Raw genomic sequence first — 26,077 nt, 5'->3', positions numbered from 1 at the left:
GGGCACAAAAAACCCGGCCGAAGCCGGGTTTTTCTTTAACCGATCACTGCATCCATGGCGGAGGCGGTTCTTCGGTCTTGCCCGGCGGAGCATCGTCCGCCGCGCGTACGGCTTGCTTGCGCTCTTCATCCAGGCGCGCGGCCTCGATCTCGCGCATGATGCCACCCACGTCGGCCAGCTCTTGCGTTTCGGCGAACTCGCCGGTCAGGACACTGGCCGGGTGCAAGGTGCCGGCCTCGTACAAGGCCCACATTTCCTTGGCGTACCTGGTCTTCTTCAACTCCGGCGCAAACCGCCCGAAGTAGGACGCCATGTTGCCCACATCCCGCTCCAGCATGCTGAACGCGTGGTTGTTGCCCGCCGCGTCAACCGCCTGCGGCAGGTCGATGATCACCGGGCCAGTCGGCGTCAGCAGCACGTTGAACTCGGACAGGTCGCCGTGCACCAGACCGGTACACAGCATCAGCACGATCTGGGAAATCAGATACGCGTGATATTCGCGGGCCTGATCCGGCTCCAGCACCACATCGTTCAGACGCGGCGCGGCATCACCATACTCGTCGGCCACCAGCTCCATGAGCAGCACGCCTTCGAGAAAGTCGAACGGCTTGGGCACCCGCACACCGGCATTGGCCAGACGGAACAGCGCCGCCACTTCGGCGTTCTGCCAGGCGTCCTCGGTTTCCTTGCGGCCAAACTTGGAGCCCTTGGCCATCGCACGGGCCTGACGGCTGTTGCGCACCTTGCGGCCTTCCTGGTACTCGGCCGCCTGACGGAAACTGCGTTTATTCGCCTCCTTGTAGACCTTCGCGCAACGCAACTCGTTGCCGCAGCGCACCACATAAACAGCTGCTTCTTTACCACTCATGAGTGGGCGCAGCACCTCGTCGACCAGACCGTCCTCGATCAGGGGTTCAATGCGTTTTGGAGTCTTCATCAGCTTTTATTGTGGGTCCTTTATTACCAAACACGCGAAAGTCATTCGTTATACGGCAATCCACTCACGGGGGGAGGGGTTGCCGACTTATGAACATTGCAGATGCACACAATGTACCGATTTCATCAGGTAAAACCGACGACCGCCATGGGTCGTTCCAGATCATAGCCGAGCCTGCGTCACTTGTTGTGCAGGGGCATTGAGGGCAATTGCGACAGAAGCTGACAACACAACTCATGCCTTCCGTAGGATTTTTCCCAACAGACCTCAATTTCCTCCGACAACGGCCGAAGCCCTAAGTGACAAAGTGATTTGTCCGACAATCGCTCCCCCAACAATAGCGATGCCGCACTCAAGGATCCGGGTTGACCAAGAACGTTTACGGCTGCCAATAAACCGCGAGTCATCTGCACTGCGTGGGCCGACAAGAAAATCTGGAGCGCGGATGAACATCAAACAGAAGTTGACCTGGGCGTTTGCAATCATCGCCTGCCTGCCCGTGGTGCTGGTCGCCACCCTCGTTGTGCTGAACCTGCGCAGTGATGCCAGGGACGAATTCGTCGACGGCAGTGCCCGCGAGATTCGTCAGGTCAGCAACGCCATGCAATTGTTCTTTGACGGCATCAGCCAGAACGTCGATTACCTGGCCAAGCAACCGCTGATCCGCAACTCCGACGACAGCCTCAAGACTTACATGGCCGCCAACGCCGAGAGCGTCCCCCAGGGCGAGGCGGACAAAAAAGTCTTCGCCCTGCTCCAGGACCTGGGCAACAGCCACCCGGCCTATGCCTATGCCATCCTCGGCACCGCGGCGGGCGGCTATGTGTCGTGGCCGGATGATCCGAAGCTCAATAACTACGACCCGCGCCAGCGCCCCTGGTACAAGGCCGCCCAGGCCAAACCGGGCAAGCCGTTCCGCACCGAGGCTTACTACTGGGCCCAGGACGACGCGACCTACGTCAGCACCGTGCGCACCATCGACAACAAACTGGGCACCAACGGTGGCGTGGTCAGCATCGACGTGACGCTCAAGCAGCTCACCGAAATCGTCAAGCAGATCAAGCTCGGTGAAACCGGCTACCTGATGCTGCTGGAAAACACCGGCATGGTCCTGGTGGACCCGAAACAACCGGAACACAACTTCAAACCGCTGAACAGCCTTGGCGACGGCTACGCGCAACTGGCCAAGGCCGGCAAGGGCCTGGTGGAAGTGGAGCTGAACGGCGAGCACTACATGGCCAACGTCTGGCCATCGGAGCAACTGGGCTGGACCTTCATCGGCCTGATCAAACAGGACGACGTGATGAGCTCCGCGACCCAGTTGACCTGGTTGATCGCCATCATCGCCGCCGTCCTGGCTGTCATCTTCGCTGTCGTCGGCGCCAGTTTCGCCAGCCTCATCGTGCGCCCGATCCGCAGCGTGGCCAGCGGCCTGGAAGGCATCGCCCAGGGCGAAGGCGACCTGACCCAGAACCTGCAAATCCGTGGCAACGATGAAACCGCGCAACTGGCCAACTGGTTCAACCAGTTCCTGACCGCGATTCGCAACCTGATCCAGAACATCGGCGGCGCGGCGGGCAAGATCCTCGCCACGTCCAAGAGTTCGACCCAGGTCTCCAGCGACATGGCCGAAGCCGCCGGGCGCCAGCGTGAAGCGGTGGACATGGTCTCCACGGCGTTCCACGAAATGGTCGCCACCGCCAACGAAGTCGCGCGCTCTTGCAGCCAGGCCGCGGAGTCTGCCGACAGTGGCCAGCGCCAGGCGCGCGAAGGTCAGCAGCAGATCGACGCGGCGGTGAACAGCGTGGATCGCCTGAGCCAGGAAATCGAACAGTCGGCCCAGTCGATGCAACAGCTCGAACGCGACAGCAACGACATTCAGTCGATCCTGGGGACCATCCGCTCGATCGCCGAACAGACCAACCTGCTGGCGCTGAACGCCGCGATCGAAGCGGCCCGTGCCGGTGAACAGGGACGCGGCTTTGCCGTGGTGGCCGACGAAGTGCGGGCCTTGGCCAAGCGCACCGCCGACTCCACGGCGGAAATCGACGGACTGCTGGGCAATCTGGCCAAACGCACCAGCCAGGTGGCCCATCAGATGCACGCCAGCCTGGAAGTGTCCCAGCAATCGGTGACCCGCATCGGCGAGGCACGCAACAGCTTCGGACAGATCCGCGAGTCGGTGGACGTGATCCGCGACATGAACACCCAGATCGCCACGGCGGCGGAACAACAGCATCAAGTGGCCGAAGACATCAACCGGCACATCAGCCAGATCCATGGCGATGCGCAATTGGTGGCGGAACTGGCCAACTCGGCGCGCCTGGACTCCCAGAGCCTGGCCGGGTTGTCCAGTGAGCTGGACGGGTTGGTGCGCAGGTTCCGGACCTAATTAGTCGCCATACCCCCAAACCCTGTGGGAGCGAGCGTGCTCCGGGCGGCGTTCCGACGATGAGGCCACCAGTTTCAACATCTTTGTTGACTGACACACCGCCATCGCGAGCAAGCTCGCTCCCACAGTTGTTCTGTGTTCAGCGTTCGATGATGGCGGTCACGCCCTGCCCGCCCGCCGCGCAGATCGAAATCAGTCCCCGCCCCTTGCCCGCCACATCCAGCAACTTCGCCAGGTTGGCGACGATGCGCCCGCCCGTAGCGGCAAACGGATGCCCCGCCGCCAATGAACTGCCCTTGACGTTGAGCTTGCTGCGGTCGATCGAGCCCAGCGCCGCATCGAGCCCGAGACGGGTTTTGCAGTACTCGGGATCTTCCCAGGCCTTCAAGGTGCACAGCACTTGCGCGGCGAAGGCTTCGTGGATTTCGTAGTAGTCGAAGTCCTGCAAGGTCAGGCCATTGCGCGCCAGCAACCGGGGCACGGCGTAGACCGGTGCCATCAACAAGCCCTCGGCGCCGTTGACGAAATCCACCGCCGCCGCCTCGCCGTCACGCCAGTAGGCCAGGATCGGTAAGCCGCGTGCCTTGGCCCATTCCTCGCTGCCCAACAGCACCAGTGACGCACCATCGGTCAGTGGCGTGGAGTTGCCGGCGGTCAGGGTGCCCTTGGCGCTTTTCTCGTAGGCCGGCTTGAGCGCGGCGAGCTTTTCCAGCGTGGAGTCCGGGCGCAGGTTGTTGTCGCGGGTCAGGCCCAGGAAGGGTGTCATCAGGTCGTTGTGCCAGCCCTCGGCGTAGGACGCGGCCAGTTTCTGATGGCTCTCGAACGCTAATTGATCCTGTGCTTCGCGCGGGATGTCCCAGGTCTGCGCCATCAACTCGCAATGCTGTCCCATGGACAACCCGGTACGCGGCTCGCCGTTGCGCGGGAACTCGGGAACCAGATGCTTGGGACGCAACTGCAGGAAGGTTTTCAGTTTGTCGCCGGTGGTTTTCGCGCGGTTGGCTTGCAGAAGTATTTTGCGCAGGCCTTCGCTGACGCTGATCGGCGCATCCGAGGTAGTGTCCACGCCACCGGCAATGCCACAGTCGATCTGCCCCAGGGCAATCTTGTTCGCCACCAGCAGCGCGGCCTCCAACCCGGTGCCGCACGCCTGCTGGATGTCATAGGCCGGGGTGGCGGGCGACAGTCGCGAACCCAGTACGCACTCACGTGTGAGGTTCATGTCCCGCGACAATTTGAGCACCGCCCCGGCGACCACCTCGCCGATGCGCTGGCCGTGCAGGTTGTAACGCTCGATCAGGCCTTCGAGGGCGGCGGTGAGCATCACCTGGTTACTGGCCGTGGCGTAGGGGCCATTGGAGCGGGCGAAGGGAATCCGGTTACCGCCGATGATCGCGACGCGGCGCAGTTGGGTCATGAAAAGCTCCTGATGAAATTGCCAAAATTGAAACTCCCCCTGTAGGAGCTGCCGAAGGCTGCGATCTTTTGACTTGGCTTTTTTGTAATCAAGATCAACAGATCGCAGCCTTCGGCAGCTCCTACAATGACCAAGCGTAGGCCTTATCTCGTGGATCGAACGACTGATCGCCATTCGTGGTCCACACTTTGATCCCCAGCTTTCGGAGCGCGTTCCATGTCTGACCGCTATATCGACTTCGCCAATTCGTCCATCGGCCACCGCCTGGTCGGCGCCCTGGGGTTGCCGACGCCGACCAGGCTTGAGCGCTGGCAAGCGGGCCGGTTGCGACCTGTGGAAGGCGCACTGCTGATCGGCGGCGGGCCGTTGACCGAACACGTCAACGCCTTCGCCAACCGCCTGACCGACGCGATCTACAGCTACGGCACCGAGCCTTCGATGGCCACGGCCTGGATTCCCGGCCACGGACCGAAACTCAAGGCCGTGGTATTCGACGCCAGTGACCTGCTGCACACCGATCAGCTCAAGCAACTGCGCGAGTTTTTCCAGCCGCTGATGAAGAACCTCGAACACTGTGCGCACCTGGTGATTCTCGGGCGTGACCCGCAAACCCTGCGCGACCCGTTCGCCGCCAGTGCACAGCGTGCCCTGGAAGGTTTCGGCCGTTCCCTGGCCAAGGAATTACGCAGCGGTGCCACCCTGCAATTGATCTACGTCGGCGAAGGTGCCGAGGCGCAGCTGGAAGGCCCGCTGCGGTTTTTCCTCTCGCCGAAAAGCGCCTTCGTGTCCGGGCAGGTCATTCGCTTGAATCCGTGCGCGACGCCAGTCACCGACTGGACACGCCCGCTCGCCGGGCGCAAGGCTCTGGTTACCGGCGCAGCACGCGGTATCGGTGCCGCCATCGCCGAAACCCTGGCCCGTGATGGTGCCGACGTCACCCTGCTTGACGTGCCTGCGGCCAAAACCGATCTCGAAGCGCTCGCCGCGCGCCTCGGCGGGCGCAGCATCACCCTCGACATCTGCGCCGAAGACGCCACCGCGCAGTTGATCGAACAATTGCCCGATGGCCTCGACATCGTGGTGCACAACGCCGGCATCACCCGGGATAAAACCCTGGCCAACATGACCCCGGAATTCTGGGACGCGGTGCTGGCGGTCAACCTCAATGCGCCGCAAGTGCTGACCAAAGCCCTGCTCGACAGCGGCACCCTGCACGACAACGGCCGGGTGATCCTGCTGGCGTCCATCAGCGGCATCGCCGGCAATCGCGGGCAAACCAATTACGCGGCGAGCAAGGCCGGGTTGATCGGTATGGCACAAGCCTGGGCGCCGCTGCTCCAAGAGCGCGGCATCAGCATCAACGCCGTGGCGCCGGGGTTCATCGAAACGCAGATGACCGCACACATTCCCTTCGGCCTGCGCGAAGCCGGACGGCGCATGAGTTCGCTGGGCCAGGGCGGCCTGCCGCAGGACGTCGCCGAGGCCGTGGCCTGGCTCGCGCAACCGGGCACCGGCGCGTTCACCGGGCAAGCATTGCGCGTATGTGGGCAAAGCGTTCTGGGAGCTTAAGGATGATCACCGACTGGCACACACTCAACCGCGAACCCGGCCTGCCGGGGTTGTACGCACGAGCGGCGACACGGCGCAAAATCACTGGCAGCCACCTGCCCGATTCGGGGTTGCGTTGCTGGGTCGAAGTCGATCCCAAGCGCCTGGCGGCCTACCGCAAGGTCTGTGGTTTCGCCGACAACGGCCTGCTGCCGCCGACCTACCCGCACATCCTCGGGTTTGCCTTGCAGATGCAACTGCTCACAGCCAGGGACTTCCCGTTCCCGCTGTTGGGTCTGATTCACCTGAGCAACCGCATTCGTGTACTGCGCCCCATGGGCGGGGTGAGTCGAGTGCGCGTCAGCGTGCAAGTGCAGAACCTGCTACCCCACGCCAAAGGCGCAACGTTCGATTTGCTGACCACACTCGACGATCAGTTGGGCCCGCTGTGGGAAGCAGAAAGCCGGATGCTCTGTCGCGGCGTCAAACTCGAGGGCGAACCGCTCGAAGAGAGCCTGGTACCGAGCCTGGCCCTGAGCGAAGTCGAGCACTGGAAAGCGCCCTCGGACATCGGCCGGCAATACGCCAAGGTGTCCGGCGACTACAACCCGATTCACCTGAGCGCGGCCAGCGCCCGACTCTTCGGCTTCCCGACCGCCATCGCCCATGGCCTGTGGAACAAGGCGCGCACCCTGGCTGCGCTGGCCGGGCATCTGCCTGTGGCGAATGTCGAGATCGAAGTGCAGTTCAAGAAGCCGGTACGGTTACCCAGTGAAGTGACGTTGCTGGCCAGTGCGCCGGGGCCGAGTGGGGACTTTCAATTGGTGGGTCTCGGGGAGCTGGAGCATATGGTCGGGCATTGGCGACCGGTGGCCTGAACGGCTGATATTTATGGTGAGGAAGCGTGCTCCTGATGGGCTGCGTACACTCAGATAATCAGGTCGGCTTTCAGGCCGCCTTCGCGGGCAAGCCCGCTCCCATAGGTTCAAGGTACATCCACCAGGGTCAGGTCGGCCGGCAGGCAGTCTTCGCGGGCAAGTCGGATCGCCACACCGCCGCTCCCACAGAAGAGCAAAGGCAGAGCAGCCCACACCGCGCCGCTTCTCACCACTCATCAGGCCGAGCGTTAGCTCGCCTGCAGCTCTTGATCTTGATCCACCCGCCCCCTCGGGAGGCTGAGCGGAGGTGTTCATCCGGGGATTGGCGCGCAGCGCCGTTCGACGCAGTCGAACTCATTGCATGTAGGTCGAAGCGAAGCCGACCGGAGGGCAATGCCCCCGGATGAATACCGCAGCGAAGGAACGCCGAGCCTAAGCGAGGGGCCGTACGTAAGGGGCGAGCGTTTTTTGCTTACTTTTTTAGGCGCTTGTAAAAAAGTGAGTCGCCGTAAGGGCGAAACCGCCAGCCGCCGTTACCGCAGAAATGGATATGTACTCAACCCAAACCACCAACATGGTCGGCCCAGAGGCCGCCAAGTCAACGCTTGACCAGATAAACCTGCGGCTGAGGAAACAGATTATTGAGCGTCTCCAACAACCGCACGTGATAAATCGGCTTGCGAAAAAGATCCAGCACCTGCAAGCGCAACATGTCACTGACATCATCCATGCCCGCATGCCCCGACATCACAATCACCGGCAAATGCTGGCGCGACGTATGCTCGCGCAAGCGCTTGATCAACGACATGCCGCTCTCCTCCGGCATGCGCAAATCGGTGATCACCAAAGCGATATCGGGATGCCGGGTCAGATGCTGCAGCGCGAGCTTGACCGAAGTGGCCGTAAAGCAGTTGAACCCCTCACCCTCCAGCAACTCAGCCAACTCAAGCAATGCGTCCTCTTCGTCATCCACCAGAAGCAACTGTTGGCGTGGCTGTGCGTGAGTGTTCATGAGGTAACACCTGCAATGGACGAAGCGCTGATGTTAGTACCCGATTTCAGCATTTCCGATGCCTTAATCAGGAACTAGGGACCAGTGCAGTCCTGATATTGCCGAACACCGTCCTAATATCATCCCCAACGCCCGAACTGAGCCCGGCGATAACCACCGCGACCATGGCAGCGATAACCGCGTACTCAATACCTGAAGCCCCCTCGGTATCCTTGATCAAGCCTTTGTAATATGCGATTTCGGCAGCGACCTTCAAAACAAGCGTGGAAAAAGACATGGCATTTCTCCTGGACGACGACGGGTGTTGCACGGACGCAACATGATTCCCCAGTGCCAGCACCAGCATTGTCGGCATTCCCAGGCCCAACAACTGTAAATACGCATTAATACGAAAGCATTAACCGTTTCGTTGACGTCAAAAACAGGTCGTTTTATCGCAACTTTGCACTTCCGTTAGATATTTTCCCCGCACTAATGGCATTTTGCTCTACCTGCGCTACGGTCAAATAGCGAAATAGTTCCATGTTCATAGCTGCCTGATTGCGAAGTTGTCTCGTTGGACTTGACGAGGTTTGCGCAGCAGGAAAGGGAGAGCCTTCATGAACAGCCGTGTCACTCTGGGCCTCGCCGGACTGTTTCTGGTCGGCGCCATCATTACCGGCTACTGGGGACTCTCATTGAGTCGCCAACCGGCCCCCGAGGCCGTTGCCCAATCCACCGCCAATGCACCGCTGGCCATCCCACAGGCACCTCTGTCGGCAAATGACCCGACCCGCCATCCGGTGGTCGTGCTGGTCAACGATGTCGCGCCATATACCCCGGTCACCCCCGCCGATGTCGTCCTGGAACAGTTGCACACCGCCCCGGTCGGCAGCCTGACCAGCCTCGACCAGGCGATTGGCCGTACCCCCTGGCGCGCCCTCACCGCCGGCAGCTGGCTCAACGACGAAAGCTTCGAAGCCGGCAGCAAGCTGTCGCGGATGATCCGCCCCAATGAGCGCGCCCTCGCGGTCGCCACAGACGAAGTGGTCATAGTCGCCGGGCAACTGACGCCGGGGGACTATGTCGATGTGCTGCTGTTCCTGCGCATGGACACCCTCAATCCTCAGCCAACGGCTCAACTCGTGGTGCCGGCCTTGCGGGTGCTCGGGGTCGGCGAGCAATTGGGGTTGACCAACGACGGCCAGCCTTCCAGCCCGGCGCGCAACGCCGATGAAAAACTCAAACAGGATCAATCCCGCGCCGCGGCGCGGACCGTGTTGCTCGCCGTTCCTGAACAACTGGTGAGCCGCCTGATGCTCGCGACCCAGGCCGGCGTGCTGCGCCTGGCCGTGCGTAGCGCCGATGAAAAACGCCTGGCGCGCTACTGGGCCGGCGACAGCGGCTCTGCCGCCAACCTGGCCAATGCCAACCGCGAGTTGTTGCAATTCAGCCAGTTGGCCATGACCGGGCCACCCAAACCTGTCACCACCAGCTCTGGCGCCGCGCCGCGCAAGCAGAGCGTGGAAGTCATTCGCGGTAACGAGATCACCCAACAAACACCCTGAGTCGAGCAAGGATGCCTTTCCATGCGCAGACCTTTTACGCCATTGTTCAACGGCTTGATCCGGGCCAATTTGCTCGGCGGCCTGCCGGCGAGTGCGGTATCACGTAGCGAGTTACCGCAATGAGCCAGAACCTGAGTCAAACCTTCCTCGCGATCACGCGCAACAGCACCGACCTGGAATGGCTGCAAGGTGCCCTTGCGCCCTTGGGCCAGGTGGTCAGCGCCGGTGGCGGCAGCCTCGACGAACTGTTGGCACTGGTGGACGTGACCTGCGCCAGCCTGGTGTTCATCGGCCTGGACCGCGACCACGTGGTCACCCAAAGCGCGTTGATCGAAAGCGCACTGGAAGCCAAACCGATGCTGGCGATCGTCGCGCTGGGCGACGGCATGGACAACCAGCTTGTACTCAATGCGATGCGTGCCGGGGCCAGGGACTTCGTGGCCTATGGTTCACGCTCAAGTGAAGTCGCGGGGCTGGTGCGACGCCTGAGCAAACGCCTGCCCGCTGTCGCGCCGAACACGCACCTTGGCCGCCTGACCGTGCTGTATGGCGTGCAGAGCAGCGCCGACGGCGCGTTGCTGGCCACACACATGGCGCAAGTGGTGCAAAAAAGCGGTCAGCACACGCTGCTGCTGGACCTTGGATTACCCCGGGGCGATAGCCTGGCGCTGCTGGGCCTTGAAAGCTCGTTTCATTTCGGCGATGCATTGCGCCACTTGCGACGCCTGGACGCGACACTGATCGACAGCGCCTTCACCAGTTGCGAAGCCGGGCTGCGCATCCTCGCCTACGCCAGTGGCGATGAACCGCTGGAACACACCAGCGCCGCTGAGCTGTACATGTTGCTCAGCGCCCTGCGCCAACACTTCCAGCACATCGTGGTAAACCTCACCGGTCAACCCGACAGTGAGGCGCTGCGCACCTTCGTCAGCCATTGCGACAAACTGCTGTGGTACACCGACCAGAACGTGCTCGACTGCCGCCGCAACCTCACGGTGCTCAACTTGTGGCGCGAAAAAGGCATGAAGCTCGATCACGCCAAACTGCTCGTGGACCGCTACCTGCGTAGCGTCGCACCGGACTCCGACACCCTGGGCAAGACGTTCGGCCTGGAGATCATCGCCACCCTCGCCTACAGCCCGGAAGTGCGGCTCAACGCCAAGAACCAGGGCCTGACCCTGTTCGAACTGGCCCCACGCGAGGGCCTCACCCAGGGCCTGCGCGCCCTCGGCGAGCGCCTGGCCAAGCATTCCGAAGGCCTGGCCAAACCCAAGACCGGCTGGTTCAACCGCTTGAGGGGCGCACAATGAGCAGTGAAAAACTCTTCGGTTCCCCCCATCGCGGCGCAATCGGCAACACCGACCACGAAGGCCTGAAACTGGTGCTGCACCGCTACATCATCGACGCCATCGAAGAGTCGGGGAAAAACCTGCTGGAGGGTTCGCGCCAGGCGCTGTCGCAGTTCGTGATCGACAAGGTGGCCGAGTACATCGCGCGTTTGCACCTGGCGATTTCCCGCTATGAAATGGAGCGCCTGGCCGAAGAGATCGTCGACGAACTCACCGGTTTCGGCCCTCTGGAAGTACTGCTGCGCGACCCGACGGTGACCGAGATTCTGGTCAACGGGCCGCACCGGGTATTTGTCGAACGCGAAGGCTTGCTGCACTTGAGTGACCTGCGCTTTATCGATTCGCACCACGTCGAACGTGTCATGCAACGGATTCTCGCGCCCCTGGGTAGACGTCTCGATGAGTCCTCGCCCATGGTCGACGCGCGCCTGCCGGACGGCAGCAGGGTCAACGCCATCATTCCGCCGATTGCCCTCGATGGCCCGTGCCTGTCGATCCGAAAGTTCCGCCAGGACATGCTCAAAAGCTCCGACCTGATCGCGATGCAAACCATCGATCACGGGATCTTCGAATTCATTCATGAAGCCGTGGGCAAGCGCTGCAACATCCTGATCAGCGGCGGCACCGGCACCGGCAAGACCACGCTGCTGAACATTCTCAGCCAGTTGATCAACCCCCACGAACGACTGGTCACCATCGAAGACGTCGCCGAACTGCAACTGGGCCACCCTCACGTCGTGCGCCTGGAAACCCGTCCACCGAATGCCGAAGGCCATGGCGAGGTGAAAGCCAGCGACCTGATTCGCAACGCCCTGCGGATGCGCCCGGACCGGATCATCCTCGGTGAGATTCGCGGCGTCGAAGTGGTCGATGTGCTGACCGCGATGAACACCGGCCACGACGGTTCGATGAGTACCGTACACGCCAACAACGCCCAGGATGCACTGCTGCGCCTGGAAACCCTGGTGGGCTTGACCGGCCGCAGCATCGCCGAACGCACCCTGCGACAAATGATCTGCGCGGCGCTCGACGTGGTCATCCAACTCACGCGCCTGCCCGACGGTCGCCGCTGCGTCAGTGAAGTGGTGGAAGTCGTTGGTGTGCGCGACGACGTGTATGTCACCAACACACTGTTCCGTTTCGACCGCCACACCGGATTTGGTTTCCTGCGTGAAGCCGTGAACCCGGCTGGCGACAAATTGCGCCGGGACTCGGCGCTGTCTCCCTCGGCGTACTGAGGTCACGGCATGCTCAAACCGGCGCTGCTCATCCTCGTTTGCCTGATCTTTCTCGGCCTGGCGCTGCGCCTGCTCTATAGCGGCTTGCGCCAGACCGGCAACGAACGGATTCTGGGACGCCTGAACCAGGGACAACCGCTTCGGGCCGTGCAGAAGTCATCATGGGCGGGCCTTGAGCGGGCGTTCCTGCGTGCCGGTCTCGGACGCCCCACCGAACGCCTGGGCCAATGGCTGGTGTTCTGGATACTCGGGGTGCTGCTGGGGATTGCCCTGGGTGGCTGGATCGGCGCGCTACTGGCGCTGCTGGTGCCTCCGGTGGTGCTACGACTATTCGTCAGCTGGCGTTATCAGCGTCGCCTCAGTCGCATGATCGACCAACTGCCGATGCTGCTCGACCATGCCGTACGCAGCCTGAAGTCCGGGCGAACCCTGGCCGATGCCGTGCTCGGCGCCATCGATGCGGCCGAAGACCCGCTGAAAAATGCCATGGGCCGGATTCAACGCAATGTGCAACTGGGGGTCAGCCTGGCAGACGCCGCTTCGGACTTCGCCGAACTGTACGAAAAAGACGAACTACGCCTGCTCGCACTCGGCTTGAAGGTCAACCACCGCTACGGCGGCAATGCCAGTGAGCTGTTGGAAAACCTGATCAAGATGATCCGCGAGCGCGAGCAAGCGGCTCGCCAGTTGAAGGCCATGACCGGCGAAACCCGCATCACTGCCGTGGTCCTGGCCCTGCTGCCGGTCTCGGTCGCTGGCTACTTTCTACTCACCAATCCAACCTACCTGCTTTCCATGTGGCACGACAGCTCGGGGCAAATCATGCTGGCGAGTGCCTTCGGATTTCAGGTATTCGGTTGCCTGGCGCTTTGGCGCATGTTGCGTAGCCTATGAATATGACGATGCTCTTGCTGGTGAGCGCACTGCTGCTTTTCGGGGCTGCGCTGTTGTTGCTCAGCGCCTTGCTGGACCAAAGCCGACGGGCACGCCAAGTGGCCCAGCGCCTGGATGGCAAGGCGCCCGGTGATAGCCACCTCACCCAACTGCTGCATGCCCTGGGTGCCAGTCGGCTGGGGCAGCAGTCGGTCAAAATGGACAACGAAACCCAGGCCCTGCTCAACCGCCTGGGCTGGCGCAGCGTACGCCAACGCTCGCTGTTCGCCGCCTTGCAGGTGGGTGTGCCGATGTTGGCGCTGTCCTTGTGCCTGCTGATCCAGGGGCTGTTCTTCCCGAATGTGGAGAACCACTGGATCGCCCCGATGCTCGCCACCAGCGCCGGCTATCTGTTGCCCAAGCGCTGGCTGGCCGCCGCCGCACAGCGTCGGCAAAAACAACTGGCCACCGAAACCTCGACCTTCATTGCACTGCTGCGCACCCTGTTCGAATCCGGCATGGCGGTGGAGCAATCCCTGCGTGTGCTGAGCCAGGAGGGCAGGCAGTTGCTGCCCGTCCTGACCCATGAACTGCGCCTGATTCTGACCCGCGTCGACTCCGGCCTGGAACTGGGCGAAGAGTTGAACAAGACCACCCGCTTGCTTGCGGTAGACGAGTTCACCGACACCTGCGTGATCCTTCAACAATTGATCCATCAGGGTGGCGGCGCGATGAAATCCCTGCTGGCGCTCAAACAGTTGCTCGACGACCGACGCCTGACGCGCCTGCAGGAATACATCTCCAAAATGTCCGCCAAAATGTCCGTGGTGATGATGCTGTTTCTCTTCCCGGCGTTATTGATCGTCCTGGCCGGCCCGGGCTTCACGGCCCTGGCCAGGTCCTTTGGGCACTAATCCTGCGGATCGAGATTATCCAGCGCCCGATTCACCGCCAGCTCACCCAGCATGATCACCTGCGCAATCCCCAGCATCGTATTGCGCTGCGAGCCCTGCAGAAACCCAGCGAAATCACTCGCCATCACACTCGCCGACGCCAGTGACTCACAGGCGTGGGCCAGCAGGGTTTCGGTGTCGATATTCGGGGCGATGACAAACATCGTGCCTGGCTTGTGGGTGACAGGTTTTGGGGGATTTGGGGTGGGTTTGATCATGGTGAAGCTCCAAGTATGAGATGGAGCTGCCACTGATCGCCGCGACAGCAATCAAGGGTGGCAGCTGTACGCGGGGTCGCGGACCGAGCTACTTGGAAACCCGGCATACCCGAAGGTATCCCGCGCACAGCCACCATTACATCAAACGACAAGCACCGAAGCGCTCCGGTTTGAGCCGGTGGATTATGCACCAAGTAGACTAAAAGGCCGCGACAGCCCGGTCACTGATTTTGCAGCGACCGACAAAGGCTAGAGATCGCGCTTCCGACGGACAACCTGAAAAGCGTGTCGGAGATTTCCCAGGGGTTTGAGGAAAACTACACAGGAATGTGTTGGCTGAAAGGACGTCATCGCGGGCAAGCCCGCTCCCACAGAAAGGCAAAGACAGGTCGGCGTACACCGCGTCGCTCTTCACCACTCATCAGGCCGAGCGTTAGCTCGCCTGCAGCTCTTGATCTTGATCCACCCGCCCCCTCGGAAGGCTGAGCGGAGGTGTTTATCCGGGGATTGGCGCGTAGCGCCGTTCGACGCAGTCGAACTCATTGCATGTAGGTCGAAGCGAAGCCGACCGGAGGGCAATGCCCCCGGATGAATACCGCAGCGAAGGAACGCCGAGCCTAAGCGAGGGGCCGTACGTAAGGGGCGAGACCTTTTGGTTACTTTTGGGGCGTTTGCCAAAAGTGACCCGCTGTAAGAGCGGAACCATAAGCAGCCGTTACCGCAGCAACGGATATGTACTCAACCTAAACCACCAGCATGGTCGGCCCAGAGGCCGCCAAGCCTCAGTGCGCCGTAACCCGCTGCCGCCCCACGGTCCCACTGGGCGACAAGGCCAACGCCAACTGCGTCCGATTATGCATATGCGTCAACCGCAACACCTGCGACACATACAACTTCACCGTGTTCTCGGTAATCCCCAACTCACAGGCAATCTGATAATTGGTCTGCCCCTTGCCCACCAACCGCGCCACGTCCAGTTGCCGCGGTGACAGCTGATTGAACATCGCCGGAACCTCCACCACATCACCATCAGCGACACCCGCGTCAGCCGCATGCGGCCCACGCCGAACCTTGTCCAGATCCTGGTACAGATCATCGATCGACTCGGACAGATACTGCAGCTTCTGATTCAAATGCCCCAACTGCAGGTTCTTGTGCCTCTCCTGCAAGGCCACTTCCTGCCGCTGCATACCCTCGAACAACTCATCCAGATCGATCGGCTTCTGGTAATAGTCGGCAACGCCAGCGCGCAGGGCCTTGATCACATCCTGCTTGTCGGCACACCCGGTGAGCATGATCGCCTCGAACGCCCGGTGCTTGCCCGATAGCCGCTGCAACTCCTGCATCAGCTCAATACCGTCCATGCCGGGCATGTGAAGGTCCAGTAGCACCAGGCCGATATCGAGGTCTTCGTTGAAACGCTCGATCGCCTGATAGCCCGATTCGCAGGGAACACAACGGTAACCTTTGCCCTCCAGAAACTCGCAAAGCTCTTCAACGATCAATGGCGCATCGTCGACCACAAGGACTTTTACTGCCGAAGTAAACTTGCTCACGAGTAACTCCCTGTCAGGTCAAAGGTTGACCCGTCCCTCAGCGACAGCCAGCGGCTGTACAACTTCTGTCTGAAAAGTAGACGTAGTTTGCGGCTATGTACACAAAAGGGTCGGCTAGCGGAACCAGGCAAATGTCAGAATCAGCCCCACCAGCACGAAGGGTGCAAATGGCTGCTTCCTTGACAGTTCAGGTGCCATGTAAAAAAGATGGGTTCTAAGCCCTTGACCCATATGAAGCCAGACTCTTGGCGCCAGCAGCAGCCAGAAAACGCTGGCCAATCCGGCGCCAATAAACGTGCCGAGCACGTGCATACCGTCCGTCGCAAGAGCCAGGGCGGCCATGAGTTTCACGTCGGCGCCACCCATTCGCTTCATGGCATAGCCCGGTAGCGTGAAGCCCAGGGCCAACAAAAAGGCCCAGCCACCCTGTTGTGCCTCGGCACCCAGCCAGGTCGTGCCGCTCCACAGCAACCATGCCAGGGCCAGGGCACCGCCGCCCAGGGTGAGGCCGTTGGCGATGTGCCGTTGCCGGGCATCCTGTGCGGCGCACAGCGCCAGCCAGATCAGTAGGACAAAGCTCTGCATTCGGTAAAAAACGTCCGTTTTGGCTGAATGATTCTATGCTGACATTACTCAGTGTTGGTCAGGGTAGACGCACTCATGAAAGCCAGCCTCCCCCACAAACAAAAAGGTGCCGCCGCAATTGAATTCGCCTTGGTGTTCATCATTTTTTTTGGCGTGTTCTACGGCATCATCAGCTACAGCCTGCCGCTGCTGTTGATGCAGTCATTCAACCAGTCGACCGCCGAAGCCGTACGCCGCAGCGTGGCGCTGGACCCGGCCACCCCGGGTTACAGTGCCGCGCTGATCGCCCGCGCCAAGACGGAGCTGACCACGCAAACGGCCTGGATTGCGCCGGCCCTGAACTTCAATGTCGCCACTGATGCCACCGTCACTTATGTGGGCGGCTTGCTGACAGTGCGCATCAGTTACCCCACCAATAAAATCAGCGCCGTCATCCCGTTCCTGAACCTGCCCGGCATCGGTCAGGTACCCAATCTGCCGGCGACCCTCACGGCCAGTGCGAGCCTGCAATTTTGAGTGCCGGGGACAAATTGTTCGGGCGCCTGCTCCACCGACACCCGCCGCCGCCACCGGAGCCGCCGGAGGCACTGCAGGTGCACAGCTTCGGATTGCAGATGCAACTCAATGCCGAGGGGCGTGTCGTTCAATTGAGCGGTCCGCTGCGGCACTTGCTGGCCCAGCATCCCCCCAGCGCACAGGCACCGCACCTGCTCGACTTCCTGTTGCCCCACAGCAGCCTCGTCATCGAAGGCTCGCCAGCGGACTGGCAGGGACAAACCCTGGACCTGGACTTCTGCAGCCTCAACGGTCCGCCGCTACATTTGCGCGGCTGGGTGCAACCCTTGGCCGATGCCTGGCTGTTGCAGATGCTGGACATCGGTGACTTGCTGCTCGAACGCCGGCAATCGCGCAACCGCGAACAATGCCAGGTGCTGGCGCTGCAAATCGCCGGACAGTTGCGCCTGTGTAGCCTGACTCGCCTGCCCGAGATGCTGGCCGAACAACTGCAAAGCCTGGCCCAGCGCTTTCAGATCCCGTGCATTGCCCTGGCCTTGCTCGATGAGCAGGAACAGGGTTGGCAAATTTACCAGCACTACGCGGCCCTTGATGCAGCGCAACTTTGGCAAAACGGTCAACGCCTGGGCACGGGGCTGGACAGTCTGAGCGGCTCCGCACCGCAGCACCTGACCCCGCGCGAACACCCGCGCCTGCAGGGCACGTTCGGCAATACCGATGGCTTCGCCGTGCCTTATCACGATGCGCAAGGGGTGGTTGCCTGGTTGCTGTGCGGTTTCTTCACGGCGCAACAACGCGCCCCCGATGTCACGGAACGCGACTGGCTGCAAATCACCGCCGCGCTCGCCAGCCCCTTGCTCGGGCGCCTGCGCGAGCATCGGCATCATCTGCAACTGGAACGCCTGGAATCGCTGCAAGCCTTGCTGGGAACAGGCTGGTGGGAAGTCTTCAGCGACAGCGACGAGGTTCAGTTGGCGCCTTCGCTGGTCACCACCCTGAACCTTGGAACATCGCGTTTATCCGTGCAGGACTGGCTCGAACAGGTGTATCCCGTCGACCGCGAAGAGCTGCGCATGCGCCTGAAAGACTTGCAGACGCAGGGCATTCCCCTGCTGCTGTGTGTGCGCCTGTATCGCCCCTACAATGCGCCCGAACCCATCTGGTATCGCCTGCAAGGCCAGGCCCTGGGCGCGGGGAAAAACCGTCGGCTGGTGGGTTTCATGCTCGACATCAGCGACATAAAGAACCAGGAGCAGATCGCCGCCGCCGCCCGCGCACGCCTGGACAATCTGATCGCCAGCTCTCCGGCGGTGATTTACGTACAGCGCTATGTCGAAGGTGTGTTGCAACCGGTGTTCTTCAGCGACAGCCTGTTGCCACTGCTCGGCTGGACCCTCGCCGACTGTGCGCCCGGGGCGTTGGTTGAACGGGTACATCCCGACGACCGCCCGCAGTATTTCGAGCGCACGCGGCTGTTGCTGCGTGAAGGCTCGGTGCGCGCCCGCTATCGGTTGCGCGACAGTCGCGGCGACTATCACTGGCTGCTGGACGAAGCGAAGTTGTTGCGCGACGACCTCGGCTTGCCGGTGGAAGCCGTGGGTCTGTGGCTGGATATCACCGAAGCGACCCAGGCCACTGAACAGGTCAGGCAAAGTGAAGAACGCTACCGGATTCTGGTGGAAGACTCGCCGGCGATGATCTGCCGCTACCAGCCGGATCTGACGCTGACCTTCGGCAACCGCCCGTTGGCCACCTACCTGGAATTGGCGCCCGAGCAATTGCCGGGGATGAATCTGGGCAACTGGATGTCCAGGGAACAGCGCGAGGCATTCACTCGACGGCTGGACCAGTTGAGCCCCGAGTTTCCGGTCAGTACCGCCGAGATCAACCTGCAACTGCCCGGCCGCGAACACGCCTGGTGGGTCTGGTCCGATCGCGGGGTGTTCGATGAACAGGGCCGGTTGCTCGAGGTCCAGGCCGTGGGGCGCGACAACACCGAGGTGCGGCGCTCGCAGCAGCAGCTCACACAAAGCGCGAAAATGGCCACCCTCGGTGAAATGGCCACCGGCCTGGCCCATGAGATCAACCAGCCGCTGAACGTCATGCGCATGGCCATCGTCAACGTACTCAAGCGCCTCAATAACGGTGATGTACAAGTCGATTACCTGATCGACAAGCTCACTCGCATCGACACCCAGGTGCAGCGCGCCGCGCGGGTGGTGGACCACATGCGGGTGTTCGGCCGCCGTTCGGAAATCGAGCAGCAGCCATTCAACCCGGCCAAGGCCATCGAAGGCACGCTGGCGCTGTTGTCCGAAGGAATGCGCGGCAAAGGCGTCGACCTGCGCATCAGCGAGACCGGTTTTGAAGTGCTGGTGCGCGGCTACGTCGATCAGCTTGAGCAGGTGCTGATCAACCTGATGGTCAACGCCCGTGATGCATTGCTCGGCGAGCGCGAGGCCAACCCCGATTTCAAACCGTGGATTTCGCTGTATACCGAACGGGATACGCACTCGGTACGCTTGTGGGTCGAGGACAACGGCGGCGGTATCGACCCGCGTTTGCTGGAGCGGATTTTCGAGCCGTTCTTCACCACCAAACCGGTGGGTGTCGGCACCGGTCTGGGGCTCTCGGTAAGCTACGGCATCGTCGAGCATATGGGCGGAAAACTGAGCGTGCAAAACACCAGCGAAGGTGCGCGTTTCTGCATCGAACTGCCGATTGTGACGCCGGACTAGATCACCAGCGCCGCTCGACCCGAATGACAACTGAGGTTGGCACCCACTTCGACTTTGTTCAGGTCGATCCCCAGGCTCGCCAGCAACGTATTGATCAGCGTATCCAGTAACGGGCTGAGTACCGTATTGATCGCATTGACCAACGCAGTCGTGACCTCACTCAAAATACTGCCCAAGCCTCCCACGATGCTGCCCGACGGCCCATACATGTTCACACCAAGGTTACTCACAGTGGTGTTCAGGCTGTTGACGATGTTGGTCGTGGTAAAGGCGTAGTAAAACGGTGGCTGATTGATCTCCGGCAGGTTGGCAGCCGCCGGTGCGGAATAGACGTGGGGGATGTTGGCATTTTGGGCAACCGCGGTGTTGACCATGAGATCGATGCTGCCGCCAACACCGGGCTGATGGTTGTAGCAGGTCAGGGACAGGATCAGCAGCCGCTTGCAGGTCTGCACGCCGATGTCGATGACCTTCAGGGGATTGACGTGGTTGCTGGGTGGAACAGCGGGTGAGCCAAACACATCGGCGGGATTGATCTGCCCGATCTTCAAACCGATCAGCGTGGTGGTGGTGCTGGTCGTCAGGCTTTTGTTCGTCGTACTCACACAACTGTAAGCCGTGACATAACTCCAGGCACCGGCCGCCTCCAGGGCCACGTCGATGCGTATCGGAGGTGGCAACAGCTTGATTTCCGGCGTGTCGCACGGCACGAGCACCGCGCAGGTCAATTCGTTGACAACGCCCACCAGGTCCCAATCAAACAATGAGTTCAGGATATTGGCCAGGGGTGAAGCGAGATCGATGACAGCGTTGACCAGAGGCGTGATGGCGTCCAGCACGGGCAGGTTGATCGACAACAACGTCTTGACCTGAGCCGTGCGTACATAGATGCGGTTGGGGCCCAAAGGGGCCAATGCCGCGTTTTTTGGATTGCCGATGGCCGACAGTTGCGGGGGCTCCATCACCTGCACCCGTGCCGTGATCTGCGCCAGGCCAGCGATGTTGATCGGCAAGGTCGCGACCGCGGCATTCTTCTTGTTGGCCAGTTGTACAAACCCTTCAATCAGATCGAAGGCTTTGAGGTTCACGGCAAGGGTCGAAATGTCGGTGCCGCTTTCAACATGCAACATGTTACCCAGCACAACGGACGTCGTACCCGCTGCCACCTTCAACGCTTGCAGGCTGACAATGGTTGCAGATGCTCCAAGTGTGCCGTTGGGGTCCAGTACGTTGATGGCGGTCTGGATCAACTGGCTGACATTGATCGTATTACCCAGTACCTGATCGTAGCCAACCGCAGTCAGGCCGAGGTCGATTTTCAACCGGTTGAGGTAGCCGAGCAGGCTGATGTCGGTATTGACCAACCCGTTCCAGCCCGCCGCACTGATACTGACGTTGCCTCCCAGCAACCCTCCGAAAAGCAGACTGGTAATGGCGGCCTTGCTGGTATCAAAGGTCAGGACCGCACTGCGGATCGTCAATGAAGCCAGGGGAGGCGGCAACGCAGCGACCGCCGTAGCGCTCAGCGTCAGCGTTGAACCCGTCGGTGCGCCGCCGGCCAACGCGCCGATGCCGCCGGCAATACTCTGTTGCACGACATGGCTGGCAATAACCCGGATAGCCTCGCTTTTGCTTGGGTCGGCAGCGAATACCCGAAGGTTGTTGGCATCCAGGGTCAGCGCACCACACGCCACAGCCAGTACGCGTCCAGTGGAGGGAATGGCGAAACCATTTCGTTGCGCGCTGGCCGTGGCATAGGTGTTAGCGGTTGAGCCGCCGGAACAGTCTCCCCCCTGGTGGCAGCCTCAAGGGCGGCCATGTCTGCCACGCGCTGCAAACTGCGTTTTTCCAGATACAGCCTGCCGGTATCGACCACCAACAACATGAATGCCAACGCCAGAGTCAGGGTCAATGCAGCCATCAAGCCGATCGCCCCCCGTTGCCGGGCCGGGCCGCAAAACTGCAGGCGGGGAGACATGGCGCACTCCTTTGCCGGCGCACGGCCGGGCGCAACCTCCGTTGGTGAAAAGCAGTGTAGACAAGGGCGGCCGAGACTGCTGGCAACTTGCCACTTCAGGCAATAAAAAACCCCTGTGAGGCACAGGGGTTCAGGGGCTGACTGATTCTAGGATGCGTGCGGTGGGTAGTTAGCCAATATCCGCGTGACCGTTTCCCAGATGGCATCGCGACGATCGGTCGGGTTCGGCGTGCGGCTGAGTATCTGTTCGTCACTGCCACGCCACACCAGCTTGCCGTCCTTGCCATCGAGCAGGTCGATCTGGATGGTCGCCACTTTGTAGCTGACGTTGCGGGTTTCGTTATACATGGGGGCGCCGTAGTAGCCATACCACGGGTTACCCCAGCCGCCGCCGTAATTGGTGGTCACCTGTTGTTGCCGCTCTTCGACAATCAGGTAGGTCTGTACATTCAAATCGCCCTTGGCGCCTGCGGCGGCCGGGCGCAGACCGCGCTGATCCAGTTGATCGGCAACCGCCTGACGGACGCGCTGTTCGGTCAGGTCGCTCTTGATCCGTGGATCATCGGGACGGTATTGCAGGGCGGGCTCTTTCCAGGTCCAGCTGCGATAGGCAGCAAAGTCGCGGCTGGCGTCGAAGTCATGATTGACCTGGTTGGCGGCGCAGGCACTGAGTAGCGCGGCCACTGCCAGTAAAACAAAACGGCGGAACATGATGAGTCTCCGGTTGAAGGCATGATCCTGCGAAATGCTTCTTATTCGATAAGAAGCTAACTGGGAGGATACGCCGACATTGCCTTTTCCACAGCCTGCCGTATGGCATCGGCCCGCTCGCTTTCGCTGCCCCGGTTACCGGTTTCAGCGCTGGCGCTCCACACCGGCTGGCCGCTCCTGGCGTCATACATATCCACCTGAACCACTACGACTTGCTCCTGATAGGTACGAACGACCGGTACAGTGGCGTACCCGCCATATCCAGGGCCATAGCCGTTGTAGCCACCATAACCGCCGCCGTAATAGTCGTCCTGAACCTGGCGCAAGCGGGTTTCCATCCGCAGGTCGGCGCTGACAAACAGGTCGGCCGGTCGATTATCGTGCAGCGGGCGCAAGCCGCGTTGATCCAGCGCATTGCTGACCGCTTCGGCGATCTGCGCCGAGTCGGCCCAGGCGGTGCCCGGTGGCAAATGCCCGTCGAGCCACGCCCAACTGCGGTAGCGCCCATAGTCACGGGGGGCTGCCGGGTAAGCGCTGCGGTCAAAGGTCTTGGCGGCCTGGGGCGGCGCCGGTGGCAATGGGTTGGACGTGGCGACATAGGGGTTGCTGCCCTGACAGGCCGCCAGCCCCAGGCAGAACACCAGCACACCTGAATGACTTTTCATTGCGTGCTCCGATCAGACAGGCCGACAGATCCAGTGCAAATATCGCCCAAGCCCGGCAAAGCCCGGATGACGACGGTGGGCCAGTTCCATTTCCAGCAGGTCCGCCAGCTCGGCGCGGGCCTGGAACTCCACTGGCATGTAATCGTGGAAAACCCGCACGCCACTCATGGTTTCGACCTTCCACAGACCTTCAAGTTGCGCCGCCAGCTCGCGCGGATCAAGGGGCTGTTGCGGGGTCAAGCTCTGCTTTTCACCGGCCATGTCGTTCTTGCGCATCTTGCGGAAATGGCCCTTGAGCAAGTTGCGATAAATCAGCGCGTCGCGGTTATAGAACGCCAGGGACAGCCAGCCGTCGGCCTTGGTCAGTTGATGCAGCACCGGCAGGATGGCGTGGGGTTCGGCCAGCCATTCCAGCACGGCGTGGCACAGCACCAGGTCGTAGGGCTCGGTGAGCTGCCCGAGCAGCTCCTGCCACGGTGCCTGAATGAACGTGGCGCTCTGCCCGGCTTCGGCAAAGCGCTGGCGGGCGCCTTCAAGCATCGGCTCGGCGGGCTCGGCGAGGGTCACCTGATGGCCGCGCTGGGCCAGCCACAACGACATGTGGCCAAGGCCGGCGCCGATGTCCAGCACGCGCAGCGGCCGGTCGGGCAGGATTTCGGTCAGGTCGGCCTGCAACACCGCGAGACGGATCGCGCCTTTGGCACCACCGTAGATTTTTTCGGCGAAACGGGTCGCCAGTTGATCGAAATGACGGTCGCTCATCAGCTGAACCTCCGTTCGCTGTCCGCCAGTTTGCTGCGCACCACGGCTTCCATGTCCAGGCCCAGCTCGCTGCACAACAGCAACAGATAAAGCACGATGTCACCGACTTCCTGCCCGGCGTGGGCAAGTTTGTCCGCCGGTAACTGGCGTGACTGGTCTTCGGTCAGCCACTGGAAAATTTCCACCAGTTCGGACATTTCCACGCTCGCGGCCATGGCCAGGTTTTTCGGGCTGTGAAATTGCCGCCAGTCATTGCGGTCACGGATGGCGTGCAGGCGTTCGGTCAGTTCAACAAGGTTCATCGGGCTCTCCTGAAGGCGTATAGCTTCGGGGGGATCACAGGTGAAGGCAAGGGGCAGAAGGTGCACGCTCTGCGTGCAACCCTCTATGCTTGTGGGAACTCGGCAGCATGATCGACAGCCCAAGACTCAATTCTCTTTAATCAGGACGTTCACTCCATGCAGGTAGAAGGTTTTTCCGAATGGCTCGGCCAGGTACTCGGCTCGATCATCCGCTTCATCGTTGATGCCCTCAGCGGGCTGTTCAATCTGTTGAGCAACGCCAGCAGCAATTTTGTCGAAGGCCTGTCCCAGGCGCTGGGCATGGATACCTCGGTCATCAGCATCGTGACCTTGATCCTCGGGCTGATACTGCTGTGGTCGGCGATCCGCGCCTTTCTCAATGCATCGTTCATCATGGGGATCATCTGGTTGGTGCTGGGGCTTTGGTTGCTCAGCTGGATCATCCACTGACACCACTGGACACCTGTGGGAGCAAACCCGCTCCCACATTTGATCGCGGTTTGCTCTCGATGTGCCGCTACAATGCCCGCTCCCCCAAGGAGCCTGCATGTCCAACCTGACCGCCGACTGGCGCGACCGCCCTACCCATCGCCGGGTCTGGGCGCTCGCTGCGCCGATGATTCTTTCAAACATTTCCGTACCGCTGGTGGCATTGGTCGACAGCACCGTCATCGGTCACCTGCCTCATGCCCACCAACTCGGCGCCGTCGCGGTCGGGGCCAGTCTGTACACCTTCCTCGCCTGGGCCATGGGCTTTCTGCGCATGGGCTCCACCGGGTTCGCCGCCCAGGCGGCCGGGCGCGGGGATGGCGCGGCCTTGCGGCAGATTCTCTTGCAGGGCCTGCTGCTCGCCATTGGCCTGGCCGTGGTCCTGGGGGCGGTGGGCGTGCCTTTGAGCGGGGTCGCGTTGCACTTCATGCAACCGTCGGCGGAGCTCGATCAACTGACCCGCGAGTTCTTCCACACCCGCCTGTTCGGCCTGCCGGCAGCGCTCGCCAGTTATGCACTGGTCGGCTGGTTTCTCGGCACCCAGAACGCCCGGGCGCCCCTGGCGATTCTGCTGAGCACCAACCTGGTCAACATTGCCCTGAACCTGTGGTTCGTCCTCGGCCTGGAATGGGGCGTTGTCGGTGCGGCCAGGGCCTCGGTGATTGCCGAATGGACCGGTGCACTGATTGGCTTGCTGATGACCCGCAAAGCCCTGCGCGCCTACCCCGGCCATATCGTCTGGGCAGCATTGGCGCTGTGGCAGAGTTGGCGGCCACTGCTGGCGGTCAACCGCGACATCTTCATCCGCAGCCTGGCGCTGCAATCGGTGTTCTTCCTGATCACGGTGCAAGGCGCACGACTGGGCGACGCCACGGTCGCGGCCAACGCTCTTTTGCTCAATGGTCTGCTGCTGACCGCCCACGCCCTCGATGGCCTGGCCCACGCCGTCGAAGCCCTGTGCGGACATGCGCTTGGCGCCCGTGACCGCGATGCCCTGCGCCGTTCATTGGTGGTGGCCGGTGGCTGGTCGTTGCTGGCAAGCCTGGGCTTTGCCGCGCTGTTTCTGTTCGCCGGGCATCTGTTCATCGAGATGCAGACCGACATTCAAAGTGTGCGCGACACCGCCTTCATCTATCTGCCCTACCTCGCCGTACTGCCGCTGATTGCCGTCTGGAGTTACCTGCTCGACGGCCTGTTCATCGGCGCCACCCGCGCCCGGGAAATGCGCAACGGCATGCTGCTCACCGTGGCGCTGGTAGTGCCCTTCGGCTGGGCGCTGCAAGGCGGAGGCAACCATGGCCTGTGGATAACCTTTCTGTTGTTCATGCTGTTGCGCAGCCTGACCCTCGGTGTGATCGCCTGGCGCCTGCGCCGAAACGATGGCTGGTTCGCCGGCGGCATTCACTGATCGGG

23 protein-coding genes and 2 pseudogenes are annotated in these 26,077 nt (G+C 61.6%); 13 read left to right on the top strand and 12 right to left on the bottom strand.

Features of this window, described 5'->3' with window-relative positions:
• Positions 1-43: 43 nt before the first annotated feature.
• Positions 44-937 carry a PA4780 family RIO1-like protein kinase gene (locus AB4O40_RS20790; RefSeq protein WP_056725232.1) on the bottom strand — a complete coding sequence of 298 codons (894 nt, stop codon included), beginning with the start codon at positions 935-937 and terminating at the stop codon, positions 44-46.
• A gap of 343 nt (positions 938-1,280) precedes the next feature.
• Here AB4O40_RS20790 and AB4O40_RS20785 point away from each other — a divergent pair.
• A pseudogene (locus tag AB4O40_RS20785) lies at positions 1,281-2,423 on the top strand (cache domain-containing protein); the annotation flags it as partial.
• A 138-nt stretch (positions 2,424-2,561) separates the two neighbouring features.
• Complete coding sequence (locus tag AB4O40_RS20780; RefSeq protein ID WP_409078614.1) at positions 2,562-3,329, top strand: methyl-accepting chemotaxis protein; 768 nt, start codon at positions 2,562-2,564, stop codon at positions 3,327-3,329.
• A gap of 139 nt (positions 3,330-3,468) precedes the next feature.
• Here the strand turns inward: AB4O40_RS20780 and AB4O40_RS20775 are convergent, their stop codons facing one another.
• Complete coding sequence (locus tag AB4O40_RS20775) at positions 3,469-4,746, bottom strand: acetyl-CoA C-acetyltransferase (protein ID WP_056725235.1); 1,278 nt, start codon at positions 4,744-4,746, stop codon at positions 3,469-3,471.
• A 216-nt stretch (positions 4,747-4,962) separates the two neighbouring features.
• On the opposite strand from AB4O40_RS20775, the gene AB4O40_RS20770 reads away from it, so the two are divergent.
• Both AB4O40_RS20770 and AB4O40_RS20765 read left to right on the top strand, forming a co-directional pair.
• Positions 4,963-6,315, top strand: a complete 1,353-nt coding sequence (locus AB4O40_RS20770; RefSeq protein ID WP_460053517.1) for a 3-oxoacyl-ACP reductase — start codon at positions 4,963-4,965, stop codon at positions 6,313-6,315.
• A gap of 2 nt (positions 6,316-6,317) precedes the next feature.
• Positions 6,318-7,172, top strand: coding sequence for a MaoC family dehydratase (locus tag AB4O40_RS20765; protein ID WP_460053518.1), 855 nt, complete (start codon positions 6,318-6,320; stop codon positions 7,170-7,172).
• A gap of 598 nt (positions 7,173-7,770) precedes the next feature.
• Here AB4O40_RS20765 and AB4O40_RS20760 read toward each other — a convergent pair.
• Together AB4O40_RS20760 and AB4O40_RS20755 are read right to left on the bottom strand one after the other, a co-directional pair.
• Positions 7,771-8,184 carry a response regulator gene (locus AB4O40_RS20760; RefSeq protein WP_056725238.1) on the bottom strand — a complete coding sequence of 138 codons (414 nt, stop codon included), beginning with the start codon at positions 8,182-8,184 and terminating at the stop codon, positions 7,771-7,773.
• 67 nt (positions 8,185-8,251) lie between these two features.
• Positions 8,252-8,461, bottom strand: a complete 210-nt coding sequence (locus AB4O40_RS20755) for a Flp family type IVb pilin (RefSeq protein WP_056725239.1) — start codon at positions 8,459-8,461, stop codon at positions 8,252-8,254.
• Positions 8,462-8,783: 322 nt separating this feature from the next.
• Between AB4O40_RS20755 and cpaB the strand changes: the two genes are divergently transcribed.
• The 5 genes from cpaB (at position 8,784) to AB4O40_RS20730 (ending at position 14,105) form a co-directional block, all read left to right on the top strand.
• Positions 8,784-9,731 carry a Flp pilus assembly protein CpaB gene (gene cpaB, locus AB4O40_RS20750; RefSeq protein ID WP_460160109.1) on the top strand — a complete coding sequence of 316 codons (948 nt, stop codon included), beginning with the start codon at positions 8,784-8,786 and terminating at the stop codon, positions 9,729-9,731.
• A gap of 119 nt (positions 9,732-9,850) precedes the next feature.
• The gene (locus AB4O40_RS20745; protein WP_056725241.1) at positions 9,851-11,041 is read left to right on the top strand and encodes an AAA family ATPase; all 1,191 of its coding nucleotides are present in this window, start codon (positions 9,851-9,853) and stop codon (positions 11,039-11,041) included.
• Complete coding sequence (locus tag AB4O40_RS20740; RefSeq protein WP_056725242.1) at positions 11,038-12,318, top strand: CpaF family protein; 1,281 nt, start codon at positions 11,038-11,040, stop codon at positions 12,316-12,318. The genes AB4O40_RS20745 and AB4O40_RS20740 overlap by 4 nt, the downstream gene beginning before the upstream one ends.
• Positions 12,319-12,327: 9 nt before the next feature.
• On the top strand, positions 12,328-13,212 hold the full coding sequence (locus AB4O40_RS20735) for a type II secretion system F family protein (protein ID WP_460053521.1): 885 nt from the start codon (positions 12,328-12,330) through the stop codon (positions 13,210-13,212).
• A 2-nt stretch (positions 13,213-13,214) separates the two neighbouring features.
• Positions 13,215-14,105 carry a type II secretion system F family protein gene (locus AB4O40_RS20730; RefSeq protein WP_056725246.1) on the top strand — a complete coding sequence of 297 codons (891 nt, stop codon included), beginning with the start codon at positions 13,215-13,217 and terminating at the stop codon, positions 14,103-14,105.
• Here AB4O40_RS20730 and AB4O40_RS20725 read toward each other — a convergent pair.
• The 3 genes from AB4O40_RS20725 to AB4O40_RS20715 form a co-directional block, all read right to left on the bottom strand.
• Positions 14,102-14,362: a DUF6124 family protein gene (locus tag AB4O40_RS20725; protein ID WP_056725249.1), complete on the bottom strand. Its 261-nt coding sequence runs from the start codon at positions 14,360-14,362 to the stop codon at positions 14,102-14,104. The two genes, AB4O40_RS20730 and AB4O40_RS20725, sit on opposite strands and share 4 nt — an antisense overlap.
• Positions 14,363-15,144: 782 nt before the next feature.
• The gene (locus tag AB4O40_RS20720; protein WP_460053523.1) at positions 15,145-15,918 is read right to left on the bottom strand and encodes a response regulator transcription factor; all 774 of its coding nucleotides are present in this window, start codon (positions 15,916-15,918) and stop codon (positions 15,145-15,147) included.
• A gap of 114 nt (positions 15,919-16,032) precedes the next feature.
• A complete protein-coding gene (locus AB4O40_RS20715) occupies positions 16,033-16,503 on the bottom strand; it encodes a prepilin peptidase (RefSeq protein WP_056725252.1) in 471 nt (156 codons plus the stop codon).
• Positions 16,504-16,578: 75 nt separating this feature from the next.
• Here AB4O40_RS20715 and AB4O40_RS20710 point away from each other — a divergent pair, with 75 nt between their 5' ends.
• Together AB4O40_RS20710 and AB4O40_RS20705 are read left to right on the top strand one after the other, a co-directional pair.
• On the top strand, positions 16,579-17,019 hold the full coding sequence (locus AB4O40_RS20710; protein WP_056725254.1) for a TadE/TadG family type IV pilus assembly protein: 441 nt from the start codon (positions 16,579-16,581) through the stop codon (positions 17,017-17,019).
• Positions 17,016-19,757, top strand: coding sequence for a PAS domain-containing sensor histidine kinase (locus AB4O40_RS20705; RefSeq protein WP_460053525.1), 2,742 nt, complete (start codon positions 17,016-17,018; stop codon positions 19,755-19,757). Before AB4O40_RS20710 ends, AB4O40_RS20705 begins: the two co-directional genes overlap by 4 nt.
• Here the strand turns inward: AB4O40_RS20705 and AB4O40_RS20700 are convergent.
• The 5 genes and pseudogenes from AB4O40_RS20700 to AB4O40_RS20680 form a co-directional block, all read right to left on the bottom strand.
• Positions 19,754-21,735, bottom strand: a pseudogene (locus AB4O40_RS20700) (pilus assembly protein TadG-related protein). The gene AB4O40_RS20705 and the pseudogene AB4O40_RS20700 sit on opposite strands and share 4 nt — an antisense overlap.
• A gap of 147 nt (positions 21,736-21,882) precedes the next feature.
• On the bottom strand, positions 21,883-22,446 hold the full coding sequence (locus AB4O40_RS20695; RefSeq protein ID WP_056725261.1) for a DUF4136 domain-containing protein: 564 nt from the start codon (positions 22,444-22,446) through the stop codon (positions 21,883-21,885).
• A gap of 56 nt (positions 22,447-22,502) precedes the next feature.
• Positions 22,503-23,111, bottom strand: a complete 609-nt coding sequence (locus AB4O40_RS20690; RefSeq protein WP_056725263.1) for a DUF4136 domain-containing protein — start codon at positions 23,109-23,111, stop codon at positions 22,503-22,505.
• Between the two features lie 12 nt (positions 23,112-23,123).
• A complete protein-coding gene (locus tag AB4O40_RS20685) occupies positions 23,124-23,873 on the bottom strand; it encodes a methyltransferase domain-containing protein (RefSeq protein WP_056725266.1) in 750 nt (249 codons plus the stop codon).
• Positions 23,873-24,175 carry a MazG-like family protein gene (locus tag AB4O40_RS20680; RefSeq protein ID WP_007971343.1) on the bottom strand — a complete coding sequence of 101 codons (303 nt, stop codon included), beginning with the start codon at positions 24,173-24,175 and terminating at the stop codon, positions 23,873-23,875. The genes AB4O40_RS20685 and AB4O40_RS20680 overlap by 1 nt, the downstream gene beginning before the upstream one ends.
• 156 nt (positions 24,176-24,331) lie before the next feature.
• Between AB4O40_RS20680 and AB4O40_RS20675 the strand changes: the two genes are divergently transcribed.
• Positions 24,332-24,625 (top strand): hypothetical protein, encoded by a 294-nt coding sequence (locus tag AB4O40_RS20675; protein ID WP_056725270.1) that lies wholly within the window; start codon positions 24,332-24,334, stop codon positions 24,623-24,625.
• A 97-nt stretch (positions 24,626-24,722) separates the two neighbouring features.
• On the top strand, positions 24,723-26,072 hold the full coding sequence (locus AB4O40_RS20670; protein ID WP_223541701.1) for an MATE family efflux transporter: 1,350 nt from the start codon (positions 24,723-24,725) through the stop codon (positions 26,070-26,072).
• Positions 26,073-26,077 lie beyond the last annotated feature (5 nt).

The sequence above is a fragment of the Pseudomonas sp. S2_F07 genome (genome assembly GCF_054668325.1).
This window is presented reverse-complemented; position numbering and strand designations above follow the sequence as displayed.